The sequence below is a fragment of the Candidatus Schekmanbacteria bacterium genome, from assembly GCA_003695725.1.
Lineage (GTDB): Bacteria > Schekmanbacteria > GWA2-38-11 > GWA2-38-11 > J061 > J061.
Genome location: RFHX01000354.1, coordinates 1 through 14,210, shown reverse-complemented (window position 1 = coordinate 14,210; position 14,210 = coordinate 1). Strand labels below are relative to the sequence as shown.

Here is a 14,210-nt window from a genome sequence, read left to right as displayed (position 1 = left end):
TTATCAACCTAATCATTTGTAGCAAATAACTCTCTTTATTATCTTTAAATGTCCTTTCTAATTTGACATAATGTCTCATACTTAGAGTTTATATTTTTCCCCATTTTTTTAAAATCACTAAAATATCCTTTTATTTCAAATAGTTGATGAAAAAAAGATTTTCTTTGTTGGTTGGCATAATAATTGCAAACTATTCTAAGGAAAGCTGTTTATTGACATCTTTCTTTCAAAACATGTATATTGGAAGAAGTTTAATGTGTATGAGAATGAGAAAAAGTCTAGGAGATGAAGATGAAGAAGGTTTACATTGTTGATTCAGATGAAGCGTTTTTAAAGAGTGTTGCTACAAGGTTAGAAGGTGAAGGAATTGAATTTGATACTTTCCAGAAAGCAAATGAAGCACTGAAAAAGGTAGCAGTTGAAACACCTGCCGTTATTATTCTTGATTATAACATTCCTGATAGAAACAGTATGGAAGTATTGCGTGAAGTTTTAAAGTTAAGTCCCTTTTCAAGAGTGATAATCGTAGCTTCAGGTGTAGTAGAAAATTCTGCGAGTGAAATCATTTCATCAGGCGCAGCAGATTATTTCGCAAAACCAATAAATTTGAATAAATTTGTATCAGCAATAAAACATCAGATAAATAGATACGAAATCCTTAAAACATCAACAGTAAAATCTGCAAAATGGTGGAGAAGAGCATTAGATTTTATTGGGATACATTTTCCTGTTGGCAAAGATGATGTGCTTCATATTGGGAGAAGATTTTATTATGCCATAGCAATTGTATTTGTTGCATTTCTAATATTCTCATTTGCTTTTCTTGAATATAGTATGAGCCCTAGTTTTTGTAAATCCTGTCATATAATGAAGCCTTATTATGATATGTGGAAGAAATCTCAGCATAAAGCAGTGCCTTGTGTAGATTGTCATTATCCTCCCGGATTCAGGGAAGAGATTAAAGGAAAATTTCAAGCCGTAAGCCAAGTTGCAAAATTTCTGACTGGCACATACAGCACTAAACCTTACGCAGAAATCGAGGATGCATCATGCCTACGGACAGGATGTCATGCTACTAGATTATTAAGAGGTAAGGTTTTGTTTAAGAAAGGAATAGTGTTTGATCATACGCCACATCTAACACAGATGAGAGGCGGAATAAAACTTAGATGCACATCCTGCCATTCACAAATTGTGCAGGGCTCTCATATCTCAGTTACAGAAACAACCTGTTTTACTTGCCATTTTAATGGGCTGGAGAAGAATCCTGAATTATGGAATACACAAGCCAAATGTGTTATTTGTCACGAAATACCTAAGCAGGATATAGAATTTGAGGAAATTACATACAACCATCAGGATTTTGCTGGTAAAGGGGTTGTTTGTCAAAAGTGTCATCTTGAGGTCATAAAAGGTGAAGGTGAAGTCCCTAAGGAATTTTGTGTCACCTGCCATGGGGAACCGGAACGGCTTGAAAAATATGATGACTTTGCTTTCCTTCATAAAAAGCATGTTACTGATAAAAAAGTGGAATGTACGAGATGCCACACAGAAATAAAACATAATGTTAAAACAACAGTTAAACCTTTGGATTACAGCTGTGATATCTGTCATCAGAAAAAGCATAATGGACAAAAAAAGCTTTATATGGGGGTTGGAGGAAGAGGTGTTGAAAATATGCCAAGTCCGATGTTTATAGCTCAAGTTGACTGTATTGGCTGTCATGTTGAAAGAAAGAATCCAAACGCAAAAAATGGATTAGAATTTAGAGGAATTACTCTTGAACCTTCTGAAAACGGATGTATCTATTGCCATGGAGAAGATTATCGTGGAATGCTTGCTGAATGGAAAGATTCTGTTAATTCAGAATTGAAAGAGGTCAAAAGAAATCTCAATCAGTTGCGGCCTTATATCAAAAGGTCTTCTTCGCGGGCAAAACAGTTGTTTGAGGATGCTGAATATAATGCCGAATTTATCGAATTTTCTAAGGGAGTCCATAATGTTGATTATGCGCTTGCATTGCTGGACAAATCGAAAGAGTATCTAAATGAAGTCAAAAAAATGATTTTTTGAAAACAAAAAAGTTTATAGACTTTTTGAAAAAAAAATTGTATGAGGCACGCTTAAAAAAATTGTCAGGAATGAAGAATCGAGGAGCTAACCTTAATACATAAGGAGGTGAAGTAGCTGTGGAAAAGAATGAGAGTATTTTTGGAAGAAGAACATTTATCGATTATATAATTGGCTTTGTTGTTAGTGCATGGGCATTTTTGACTGCCTATGTGACTTTGGCTTATTTATGGCCATCTAAAAAGTCAATCGGAGCTGGAGGTAAATCTGTTACAATTCCTCTTTCTGATGTCCCTGAAGGAAAGGCAAGAAAAATAAGATATGAAGGGAAACCGGCTATTATCATAAGAACATCAGAGGGTGTTTTTGCTCTTTCAGCTGTATGCACTCATCTTGGTTGTCTTGTCAATTGGCATGAAGGAGACCAATTGATTGAATGTCCCTGCCATGCAGCAAAATTTGACATTCGCGGCAATGTTATAGGAGGTCCAGCTCCAAAACCTTTGCAAAGTTATAGAGCCGAAATAAAGGGCGACATAATAAAAATAGGATAGGAGGTTTAAGGAACCAATGGAAGATAAAGATAAGGATTTAGAAAAACGGGGAAGTTTTAGAGAAATAGTCAGTTTATTGACTCTTACCGGTTTTGTTTATGGACCGCTCGATGAAAGATTGAGTATAAGAGAGGCGCTTGAGAAGAATTTAAAAAAGCCGGTTGGAGAACATGTGAACTGGACTTTTTGTTTTGGAGGCATTACTTTTTTACTCTTTGTAATTCAAGCATTTACCGGTGTTTTATTGTTGATGTATTATCAGCCCACTACAGCTGCTGCCTATAAAAGCGTAGTGCATATAACAAACAATGTGCCTTTCGGATGGCTGATGAGAGGAATCCATCATTGGGCGGCAAACCTGATGACGGTCTTTGTTTTTCTACATATGTTGAGAGTCTTCTTTTATGGCGCTTATAAAGCTCCAAGGGATTTCAATTGGGTCACTGGTGTTGTCCTTCTTCTTCTTACATTAGGATTTGGATTTACGGGATATCTTCTTCCATGGAATCAAATTTCCTACTGGGCAACCACCGTTGGCACAGAAATTCCAAGTGCAGTGCCTATAGTTGGAGATTTGATAAAGATGCTTATAAGGGGAGGTACTGATGTAACACAAGCTACATTGACAAGATTTTTTGCCATTCATGTGTTGATTCTCCCTGCAACTATTGCTGTTTTTCTCTTGGCGCATTTTTTGATGATACGAAAACAGGGAATTTCTGAGCCCTTGTAAGAGCTCTTCTCCCTATAAGGAGGATAAAAAATGAATGAAAATAATATGAATAATAAAAAAGAAGAAAAAGGTATTCCTTTTTTCCCGAACCATTTATTAAAAGAAGTGATTGTTGCTTTTATTGTTTTTGGTTGTCTAATAACACTTGCAACTTTGTTTCCTGCACCGATGGAGCCTCCGGCAGACCCATTTACTACACCTGAGCATATAAAACCAGAATGGTATTTCCTTGCCGCATATCAGTTTCTAAAGGTTGCAGAATATCTGGATTTTTTAGGCCAGTGGGCTCCCAAAACACTTGGCATATTAGGACAGGGAATAGTCTTTGCCCTTCTTGTCTTTTTTCCTTTTATTGATAAGAATCCGGAAAGACATCCTAAACGTCGTCCTTTTGCTACATTTTTGGGAATAATTGGAGTTTTATCATTTATTGCTTTAACAATATGGGGATATGTTTCCTGATATAACAGCAATTAAGAAGGGGAAAAGAGAAAATGAATTATAATAAAAAAGATGTCTATTTGATTCCATTATTTGTCTTAACATTTCTTTTAATATTTTTACCATTATCAAAAGCTGAAGATAATGGTTGCGTTTCATGTCATAGGGGCCTTGATGGAGAAGCACAAAAAGCAGTGATTGAGTGGGAAACGAGTGTGCATAAACAAGAAGAAATCTATTGTCAGGACTGCCATGGTGGAAATCCGATGGAAGCTGAAGATATGGATGCGGCAATGTATGAAGCAAAGGGATTTATAGGTGTACCTGATAGAAAAGATATTCCAAAGCTCTGTGCTAAATGCCATTCGGATCCAGTTAGAATGAAAAAATATAACCTTAGAACTGATCAATATGCTTTATATAAAACAAGCATTCATGGAAAAAGATTGGCAAAAGGCGATGGCAATGTTGCTGTCTGTACAAGCTGTCATGGGAAACATAATATAAAAAAGATAAGTGATCCATCATCATCAGTTTATCATACCAATGTTCCTGAAACCTGTGCTAAATGCCATGCCGATGAGAAATTGATGAGTCAATACGGTATAAAGGCAGATCAGTATAAACTTTATTTGGAAGGTTATCATGGAAGAATATTAAAGGGTAAGATTGAAGGGAAAAATCCTTCTCTTGTTCCCACTTGCGCATCTTGTCACGGAAATCATGGAGCAACTCCACCGGGAATAAAAGATATTGCCGATGTATGCGGAAACTGTCATGGCGTTATTGTCGATAAGTTTAAACAAGGCCCTCACTACGAATCTTTGAAAAAAACAGGAAGTCCAAAGTGTTATGATTGTCACGGTAACCATAGAAATAAGGCGCTAACCCCTGAAATGTTTCAGGGAGTTGAAGCAGGACATTGCGGCGCATGCCATCAAAGTCCAGAAGTTACTGAATTGGCAAAAGATATCTATACACTCATTCTTGATACCCGTGCAAAGATTGATGAAGCAGAATCTGAATATAAGAGCATAGAATTTTCTGGACGAAACAACCAAGATATTGAAGATTTGTTGAATGAAGCAGAAACCTATTATAAGGAAATTGGTCCCTTAACACATTCGCTGTCACCACAGCGTATTGCAGAGCTAAATACAAAGATTGTTGAAAATGTAAATAAGGTAGAAATGATAACTGGAGAATTCAAAAAGAATTTAGCCATTAGAAAAACTAATCTTATTTATTATCTCATAATTATTACAATAATTATAATTCTACTTTATGTAAAGTTAAGAATGGTAACAATTGAATACGAACAGAAACAAAGAATGGGTGAACAGTAATTGTTAAGTTCACAATGGTATGCTATTGATATTTTATTATTAGTTGTATTTAGTGATAAGAGAAAACACTGAATTAAAAAGGATGGTGTCTTTTTAAAGGTGCTTATTGTTTAACAAATTCATTAATTGCTGAAGTAGGAGATTAGCTGAGAATAGAAAGCGCATTTTTTCTCTCATCGGCTGTGCTAATGTGTTATTAAAACCCTTGTATAACAGTGATAGAAAAATGTTTTTTCTAAAGAGGAAGTTAATTTGTAGGTTTTTTTCCTGTTTCAGTCGGTTGTCAAAGTGCAAAGATTAAGTTACGTGAATGGCACCTTACACAGTTTTTAAATGGATGGGATAAAATTTTGTGGTGAAATCAATCTATTGATTGGTTTTTTACAGCCTTAATCCATTCCTTGCTATTGAAGGACCCTTCTCTGTGGTGATAATTATAGTAGATGTGTTTAAGTAAATGTTTTTGAAAAATCAAGGAGGCTTTACTTGTCAATTCCTTTTCTTGATTTAACAAGACAATATGAGAATATCAAAAAAGAAATTTTTGATATTCTAAATCCAATTTTTTCAAGCCAGAAGCTCATACTTGGAGAAGAAGTCACGCAGCTTGAAGCGGAAATAGCTGATTTCTGCAATACAGATTATGCTGTAGGGGTCGGTTCTGGTTCAGATGCAATTTTTCTGATGCTTATGGCAATTGGAATCAGTGAAGGTGATGAAGTCATTACTACTCCCTTTACTTTTTTTTCGACAGTTTCTTCAATTGTCCGTCTCGGTGCAAAACCGGTTTTTGTCGATATCGATTCAAAAACATTCAATATAAATCCTGAATTGATAGAGGATAAAATTACAGATAAGACTAAATGCATAATGCCGGTCCATTTATATGGACAATGTGCAGATATGAAGGCTATAAATGAAATTGCAAATAAACATTCATTGATTGTAGTAGAAGATGCGGCTCAGGCGATAGGAGCGGGTTATAGTTTTAAAGATGTCAAAAAAAATTCTTACAGAAGGTCCTGTTCTCTTTCTTCAGCAGGTGCACTAAGCTTTTATCCTACAAAGAATCTCGGAGCTTTTGGAGAAGCAGGAATGGTCGTTACAAATGATAAAAGTATTGCAGAAAAAATAAAAATGTTGAGAGTGCATGGAGAAGAAAAGCGATACTATCACACTTCGGTTGGTATAAATAGCCGTCTCGATACGGTGCAGGCAGCAGTGCTTTTGGTTAAGTTGAAGTACCTTGAAGAATGGACCAATAGACGCAGAGAGATAGCTGTGCACTATGACGAGGCATTGTCTGGTATTGTTGAAATTCCTTTTAAGGATGAGAAATGTTATCATGTCTATAATCAATATGTAATAAGGTCATCAGAAAGAGAGAAAATAATAGAAAAATTCAAGGAAGAAAATATTGGATTTGGAATCTATTATCCTCTGTCGTTACATCTTCAGAAATGTTTTTCCTATTTGGGCTATAGAGAAGGGGATTTTCCCGAGTCTGAAAAGGCTTCTAATGAGGTGCTTGCTCTTCCGATTTTTCCTGAATTAAAAGATGAAGAGCAGCAAGCTGTTATCAAGGCAATAAAAGACGCCTTGAAACAATAATTGAAGTTTTGCTTGTTTCCTGTAAAGCACCTAATAAAGAATAATTTTCAAAAATTTATTTTGTTTAGGGACTTTCCACTATTATAATAGCTTTTAAAAATAAAAAAAATGAATCTGGTGTAATTGAGAAATGAAATTTGAAGAAAGACCTGTCAAAAAAAGTTCTATCAAAAGAAGAAAGAATCTTGTTTCTTTGAAAAATTTTGCCCAAATCAAAAAAGAAAACAAAATTTCTTCTCTTTTAGATTCTTTTCCGGATATTTTAGGGGCTCGAAGTTTCAAAAAGGTGGTTGACCAAATATCAAAGAGTGTAAAGAGGGGAAACCCCGTTTACTTTGCAATGGGCGCTCATGTCATAAAATGTGGACTTTCTCCCTATGTGATATCCCTTATAAAAAATGGAGTTATCGCTGGTGTGGCAATGAATGGCGCAGGTGCAGTACATGACTATGAAATATCATTGATAGGCGCAACATCGGAAGATGTGGCAGAAGGGTTGGAAGAGGGAGAATTTGGAATGGCAAAAGAGACTTCAGACGCTTTAAGACATGCTTCAGAAAAAGCTGCAAAAGAAAAAAAGGGGTTTGGTGAAGCTCTTGGAGAACTAATTGTTTCCTCCAAAAATAAATATAGTAAAATGAGCATATTAGCTGAATCATTAAAGGCAGGTGTGCCTGCTACAGTCCATGTAGCTATTGGCACTGATATAGTCCATATGGATCCTCTTGCTAAGGGAGCCGATATTGGAGAAGCAAGCTTAAAAGATTTTAGGATTCTTGCTGAAAGAGTTTCGCAACTTGAAGGCGGAGTTTGGATTAATATGGGTTCTGCCGTCGTTTTGCCTGAAGTTTTCTTAAAAGCAATTACACTTTGCAGAAATAAGGGCTATAAAGTTGATAAATTTCTTGCTGTCAATATCGATATGCTTCCTCATTATAGGCCCTTGACGAATGTAATAAAAAGGCCCACTGCACGAGGTGGAGAGGGGATTAATCTAATTTCGCAGTATGAGATACTTTTTCCACTGCTTTATTTTGCTTTGAGAGAAAAATTGGGTTTTAAAATTTAAAATTAATTGAAAGAAATGAAATTTCTCTTTTTATCATCATAAGGAATAAATGTTTTGAATATTCAGTTAATAAAAGAAAAATTTTTTGCCCGTAGAAAACCAAGAATTTTGGTAATAGGCGATTTGATGCTTGATGAGTATATTTGGGGTACAGTTGATAGAATATCACCTGAAGCCCCGGTCCAAGTCGTTAAAATCAAGAAAAAAGAAAATGCACCGGGCGGTGCGGCAAATGTGGTGAATAATCTTGCCTCATTGGGTGCAAAGGTAACAGTTGCAGGAATCATTGGAAAAGACTCAAATGGAAGTAAACTTCTTTCACTATTGAGAAAGAAGGGAGCTAAATGTTCACCTTTGATATCATCAAAGGATATCAAGACGATTACTAAGACACGGATAATAGCCCACAATCAGCAAGTCGTACGAATCGATGACGAGCCGGAAGAAAATATAAATGCATTTCACAGACAGAAAATGTTCTTGCTCGTGAAAAAGGAGATTGAAAATTCAGATGGTCTGATCATTTCTGATTATAATAAAGGCACAGTAGATGAAGAAACTATTCAGAAGATTATAAAGTTTGCCAGTGCTTGCGGTAAAAGAGTGATTGTTGACCCGAAAGGGAAAGATTATTCGAAGTATAGGGGATGTTATGTTGTCACTCCAAACCTAAAAGAGCTTGAGGAAGCAACAAATATCAGATGTGATTCTGAAAAAAATATAACTGATGCACTTTCAAAATTACAGAGAAAGCTTCGAAGCGAAGCCGTACTCGTTACAAGAGGAAGTGATGGGATGACTCTTTTGTTGAAGGGAAATAAGAAATTCAACTTTAAATCTTGTGCACTTGAGGTTTTTGATGTTTCCGGTGCAGGCGATACGGTTGTTGCGGCTTTTGCTTATTCATTGTTTTCAGGACTCCCTCCGGAAGATTCTGCTATGATTTCTAATATAGCAGGCGGCATTGTAGTTGAAAAAGTTGGAACTTCAGTTGCAACAAAGAATGAAATTCTTTCCCGAATTGATGGTGATTATGGAGAGGAAAGAATTATAGATGTCGATGAGATTGAAGGAATAATATCAAAACTGAGAAGGAAAGGTAAAAAGATTGTTTTTACAAATGGTTGTTTTGATATCCTTCATATGGGACATATATATCTTTTACAAAAAGCTAAAGCCTTTGGTGATATCCTTATAGTTGCTATAAACACTGATTCTTCAATAAAGAGAATCAAAGGAGAAAACAGGCCGCTTATCAGTGAAGGGGAAAGGGCGAAAATCCTTTCGGCGCTTTCCTGTGTTGATTATGTGACCTTTTTTGACGATGATACGCCGATGAATATTATAAAGAAGATAAAACCTGATGTCCTTGTGAAAGGTGGTGATTACAGTAAGAATGAAGTTGTGGGTGCTGAATTTGTAGAGAAAAACGGAGGTAGAGTGGAACTTGTCAAAGTTGTCAAAGGCCTATCAACAACCAATATAATAAAGAAGATATTGTCTCAATATGGCAATAATGCCTCATAATGTATCTTTAAATAATTCGATATGAAAAAAATACTCTTTCTTTTTGGTACCAGACCTGAAGCTATCAAGCTTGCTCCTGTCATTTTGAAACTCCGGGAGTGTAAAAAGTATAAGGTTAGAGTTTGTGTTACTGCACAGCATAGAGAGATGCTTGACCAAGTCATATCTCTGTTCAAAATTAAGCCTCATTATGACTTGAACTTGATGAGACAAAACCAAAGTTTGGAGGAGATAACAAGCCGTCTAATTTCCTCGATAGAACCTGTTTTAAGAAAAGAGAAGCCCGATTTTGTCTTTGTACAAGGCGATACGACGACAACCTTTACTGCGGCGCTTGCTGCTTTTTATCAAAGAATTCCGGTTGCACATATTGAGGCGGGCCTGCGCACTAATGATATTTATCAGCCCTTTCCTGAAGAGATAAACAGGCGTCTTACATCTTCAATTGCATCAATACATTTTGCTCCGACAAAAGAATCCAAGCAAAATCTTATCAGAGAAGGTATATCGAGAAAAAAGATATATGTAACAGGAAATACTGTTATCGACGCACTTCTTTATACGATTGGTAAGGTTGAAAAGAAGAAAAGGATACCAAGCAAATTGAAAATTATTGATTTTAATAAAAAGGTAATACTTGTCACAGGACATAGAAGAGAAAATTTTGGAAAAGGTTTTGAAAACATCTGCACCGCATTGAAGTCTCTTTCGAATAATAAAGATATAGAAATCGTTTATCCAGTGCATCTCAATCCAAATGTCCAAAAGCCTGTCAAAAGAATACTTGGAAATATCGATAATATTAAGCTTATTGAACCGCTCGATTATTTCCCCTTTGTCTATCTTATGTCCAAAAGCTATTTTATAATTACTGATTCAGGTGGTATACAGGAAGAGGCGCCAAGCATAGGCAAACCTGTTTTGGTTATGCGAAACAAAACAGAAAGGCCTGAAGCGCTCAAAGCCGGGACGGTGAAACTTGTAGGCACAGATAGAAGAAAGATAGAAGATGAGGCAAACAAACTGATCAACAATAAAAAATATTATCTTAAAATGGCTCGTGCTCATAATCCATACGGTGACGGTAAGGCGTCGCAAAGAATTGTTTCTGTTATGGAAAAATTATAACTGAGTCATTACATCGATCAAATAGTTCATTTGAAAAATTTGTGAATTGTATCGGATACATAATTTATCATTTCATCTGTCATTTCCGGGTATACAGGCAAACTTAGTATTTCCTCAGCAATTTTTTCAGTCACAGGGAAATCTCCTTTTTTGTATCCGAGATGTTTATATGCAGGTTGAAGGTGAAGTGGAATGGGATAATGTATTCCTGTGGTAATTCCTTTTTTTGCCAAATACTCACGAAGTTTATCTCTTTTTCTATGTCTTAGAACGAAGAGATGATATACTGAATCGATATCTTTATAAACTTCAGGAAGAGTCAACTCTTCAATGTCTTTTAGATTTGCAAGATATTTTTTGGCAATTTCTCTCCTTCTTTCGTTCCAATCTTTTAGAAATGACAATTTTACTCTAAGGACTGCGGCCTGAATTGTATCTAAACGCGAATTTATGCCTTCAAATTGATGTATATATTTTTCCTTTCTCCCATGGTTTCGAGCCATTTTTATATATTCTGCAATTTGCGGATTATTCGTTGTAACGGCGCCGCCGTCTCCATAAGCGCCTAAATTCTTTCCTGGAAAGAAACTAAATGCCCCTGCATCACAAATGCTTCCTGCTGTTTTCCCTTTGTATTTTGCTCCATGAGCTTGTGCGGCATCTTCGATGACTTTTAGTTCATATTTGTCTGCTAATCTGCAAATTGAATTCATCTCGGCAGGAGTGCCGTAAAGATGGACGACAATAAGGGCTGATGGAAATGGATTGCTTGCAGAATGTTTTTTCTTTTCTTTCTTCAATACATCTTCAAGTTTTTGGGGGTCAATATTAAAGCTTTTCTCATCGATATCAGTAAACAGGATTTTACCTCCTGCAAGTGTTATTGCTTCGGTTGTGGCAATGAAAGTATTCGGTACTGTTATTACCTTTTTCCCTTCTTCGATTCCACAAGATTTCAAGGCAAGATAAAGCGCATCAGTGCCGCTTCCTACTCCAACGGCATATTTTGTTTCACAGAAATGGGCGAATTCTTTCTCGAATTGTTCTACTTCTTCACCCATTATAAAGGAACTATTTTCTATTACGGCAGAAATTGCTTTTTCTATTTTATTCTTAATTGACTGATACTGCGCATTAAGATCAGTAAAAGGGACTTTCATATTTTAATAATTTAAATTGAGCAACAATTTGCTTCTACTATTTTTTTCAGATAACATAATAGAAATATTAGACTAATCTTAATGGAGAATAAAGGCAAATGATAAAAGTTGCTGTAGTAGGGTGCGGATATTGGGGGCCCAATCTCATCAGAAATTTTTATGAAAATCCCAGTTGTAAAGTTGATTACTGTTGTGATATGGACAACAGTAAGGTTGAAAAAGTTTTAAGGAAATATCCGTCGATTAGAGGGACCAATGATTTTGACGACCTTCTTTCATCTGCAGAGACAGATGCTATTGCAATTGCTACACCAGCCTCGACTCATTATGAAATGGCTAAAAAGGCTCTTGAAGCAGGGAAGCATATCCTTGTAGAAAAACCTCTTTCTCTTACAACAGAAGAATCTGAAAAACTCAATGAGCTTGCAGAAAAAAAGAATCTTATTCTTATGGTAGGCCATACCTTTGAGTACAACCCGGCAGTGAGAAAGCTAAAAGAGATTTTAAACACAACAGATGTTGGGAAAGCGCTATATATGTATTCAGCAAGACTTAATCTGGGAGTATTTAGAGATGATGTCAATGTAATGTGGAATCTCGCACCTCATGATATTTCCATCTTTTTGTATTTGATTGAAGAATTCCCTATAGCCGTTTCAGCCATAGGAAAATCCTTTGTAAGGAATAAATTGGAAGATGTGGTTTTTATGTATTTGGAATTCCCTTCGGGCATCATTGCTCATCTTCATATAAGCTGTCTTGACCCTTCTAAGATTAGAAAAACAACAATCGTTTGTGAAAGAAAGATGATTATTTACGATGACCTTGATAATGAAGGAAGGATAAAAATTTATGATAAAGGATTTGAAACAACACTGGCGACTGATGGAGGCATTCAGGATTATATAATTAGACCTCGGGCAGGAGATATATATATTCCCAAGATTGACAATAGCGAGCCATTGCGGATTGAAACAGAACATTTCATAGAATGTATAGAAAAAGGGGAAAAACCGCTAACAGATGGGCTTAATGGCATTCGTGTAGTGAATGTCCTTGAAACTGCTGAAAGTTCATTGAGAGAAGGTGGCACGATAAAGAAAACGCAGTGGATGAAATGGAAATTTTAATGAATACAGGGAAAGAAAATGATCAGTAAAAATGCTGTTATTTACCAAGGAGTAGTACTGGGGAAGAATTGTACCGTTGAAGATTATGCAGTTATAGGCGCAATACCAAGAGGAAAGAGGGAAGGGGAATTGAAAACAATTATAGGCGATAATGCTGTAATTCGTTCTCATACAGTTATTTATGCGGGAAATAAAATTGGAAATAATTTTCAAACAGGGAATAAAGTCAATATAAGAGAGATGAATGAAATAGGAAATAATGTGAGCATTGGCACTCTTTCAGTAGTTGAGCACAATGTAAAAATCGGGAATAATGTAAGGATTCATACACAGGCTTTTATTCCTGAATATACAGAGCTTGAAGATGGTGTTTGGATAGGTCCTAATGTTGTCTTTACCAACGCTCTTCATCCTCTCTGTCCTAAGGTAAAGGAATGTTTAAAAGGGGCAATTGTTAAAAAAAATGCGATTATAGGTGCAAACTCGACTATATTGCCGGATTTGGAATTGGGAGAACATTGTTTTGTTGCAGCCGGCTCTGTTGTCGTAAAAGATGTGCCTGCTGGAAAGGTGGTGGCAGGAAATCCTGCAAAGATTATAAAAGCTATTGATGAATTTCGATGTCCTTATAATTTGATTGACTCTCCGTACAAATAGCCATCTTTTGTTTTATTTTTTCAGGATAAAAAATATAAGAAAAAAGTATTTTTTGCTCATTTTCTTTCATAGTAGAATTATAGCGTTGTTTTTGGATTAAGTTAAATGAATGAATGCGACATATTGATTGTGGGTGCTGGCATTACAGGTCTATCAATTGCCAAGGAAATTTCTGAACATTTTGATTCTCTTAAAGTAATAATCATAGACAAGGAGAATGAGCTTGCCTTTCATGCAAGCGGACGAAACACTGGTGTCATACATGCGGGATTCTACTATTCTGCAGACAGCTTGAAGGCAAAATTTACAGCAGAAGGGAATCGTCTTCTTACAAACTATTGTCTTAGCAATGGATTGTCTATTTTGCGCTGTGGTAAGGTTGTAGTTGCAAAAAATGAAAAAGAAATTGAACTGATTGATGAGCTTAAAAGGAGAGGGGATAAGAATGGCGTAACTTTAAAAGTTATTGATGAAAGAGAATTGTCTGAAATCGAACCAAATGCAAGGACATTTCGTAAAGCACTCTTTTCTCCTTCTACTTCTTCTATAAATCCTAAAGAGATTTTGATAGATATTGCAAATAGAATAAAGAGAAAAGAAGGTTTTGAAGTGAATCTTGGTGTAAAGTATTTGAAAAGAATAGGCAAAAGAAGAGTAAGGACATCATCAGGTGAAATTTCATTTAAATATCTTGTTAACTGCGCCGGTCTTTATGCTGATAAAATTGCCCATCAGTATGGAGTTGGGAGACAATATCTCTTGCTACCTTTTAAGGGTTTGTATC

General features: G+C 35.9%; 13 protein-coding genes. 12 read left to right on the top strand and 1 reads right to left on the bottom strand.

What is annotated here, in order from left to right; translation table 11 throughout:
• Positions 1 to 285: 285 nt before the first annotated feature.
• From D6734_12840 to D6734_12800, 9 genes are all read left to right on the top strand, one after another.
• Entirely contained in the window at positions 286 to 2,073 is a 1,788-nt protein-coding gene (locus D6734_12840; protein RMF92213.1) for a response regulator, read from the top strand.
• A gap of 116 nt (positions 2,074 to 2,189) precedes the next feature.
• Complete coding sequence (locus D6734_12835; GenBank protein ID RMF92212.1) at positions 2,190 to 2,624, top strand: Rieske (2Fe-2S) protein; 435 nt, start codon at positions 2,190 to 2,192, stop codon at positions 2,622 to 2,624.
• Positions 2,625 to 2,640: 16 nt separating this feature from the next.
• Positions 2,641 to 3,357 (top strand): DUF4405 domain-containing protein, encoded by a 717-nt coding sequence (locus D6734_12830; protein RMF92211.1) that lies wholly within the window; start codon positions 2,641 to 2,643, stop codon positions 3,355 to 3,357.
• Between the two features lie 30 nt (positions 3,358 to 3,387).
• A complete protein-coding gene (locus D6734_12825; protein ID RMF92210.1) occupies positions 3,388 to 3,819 on the top strand; it encodes a hypothetical protein in 432 nt (143 codons plus the stop codon).
• Positions 3,820 to 3,851: 32 nt separating this feature from the next.
• Positions 3,852 to 5,144, top strand: a complete 1,293-nt coding sequence (locus D6734_12820; protein ID RMF92209.1) for a hypothetical protein — start codon at positions 3,852 to 3,854, stop codon at positions 5,142 to 5,144.
• 486 nt (positions 5,145 to 5,630) lie between these two features.
• Entirely contained in the window at positions 5,631 to 6,755 is a 1,125-nt protein-coding gene (locus D6734_12815; GenBank protein RMF92208.1) for a DegT/DnrJ/EryC1/StrS family aminotransferase, read from the top strand.
• Positions 6,756 to 6,885: 130 nt separating this feature from the next.
• Positions 6,886 to 7,824, top strand: coding sequence for a hypothetical protein (locus D6734_12810; GenBank protein RMF92207.1), 939 nt, complete (start codon positions 6,886 to 6,888; stop codon positions 7,822 to 7,824).
• 54 nt (positions 7,825 to 7,878) lie between these two features.
• On the top strand, positions 7,879 to 9,351 hold the full coding sequence (hldE, locus tag D6734_12805; protein ID RMF92206.1) for a bifunctional D-glycero-beta-D-manno-heptose-7-phosphate kinase/D-glycero-beta-D-manno-heptose 1-phosphate adenylyltransferase HldE: 1,473 nt from the start codon (positions 7,879 to 7,881) through the stop codon (positions 9,349 to 9,351).
• A gap of 21 nt (positions 9,352 to 9,372) precedes the next feature.
• Positions 9,373 to 10,479, top strand: coding sequence for a UDP-N-acetylglucosamine 2-epimerase (non-hydrolyzing) (locus D6734_12800; GenBank protein ID RMF92205.1), 1,107 nt, complete (start codon positions 9,373 to 9,375; stop codon positions 10,477 to 10,479).
• 26 nt (positions 10,480 to 10,505) lie between these two features.
• On the opposite strand, the gene D6734_12795 is transcribed toward D6734_12800, so the two are convergent.
• Positions 10,506 to 11,639, bottom strand: coding sequence for a DegT/DnrJ/EryC1/StrS family aminotransferase (locus D6734_12795; GenBank protein ID RMF92204.1), 1,134 nt, complete (start codon positions 11,637 to 11,639; stop codon positions 10,506 to 10,508).
• A 98-nt stretch (positions 11,640 to 11,737) separates the two neighbouring features.
• On the opposite strand from D6734_12795, the gene D6734_12790 reads away from it, so the two are divergent.
• The 3 genes from D6734_12790 to D6734_12780 all read left to right on the top strand — a co-directional run.
• Entirely contained in the window at positions 11,738 to 12,769 is a 1,032-nt protein-coding gene (locus D6734_12790) for a gfo/Idh/MocA family oxidoreductase (protein ID RMF92203.1), read from the top strand.
• Between the two features lie 18 nt (positions 12,770 to 12,787).
• A complete protein-coding gene (locus D6734_12785) occupies positions 12,788 to 13,426 on the top strand; it encodes an N-acetyltransferase (protein RMF92202.1) in 639 nt (212 codons plus the stop codon).
• Positions 13,427 to 13,531: 105 nt separating this feature from the next.
• A partial coding sequence (locus D6734_12780; protein ID RMF92201.1) for an FAD-dependent oxidoreductase occupies positions 13,532 to 14,210 on the top strand: 679 nt, incomplete at its 3' end.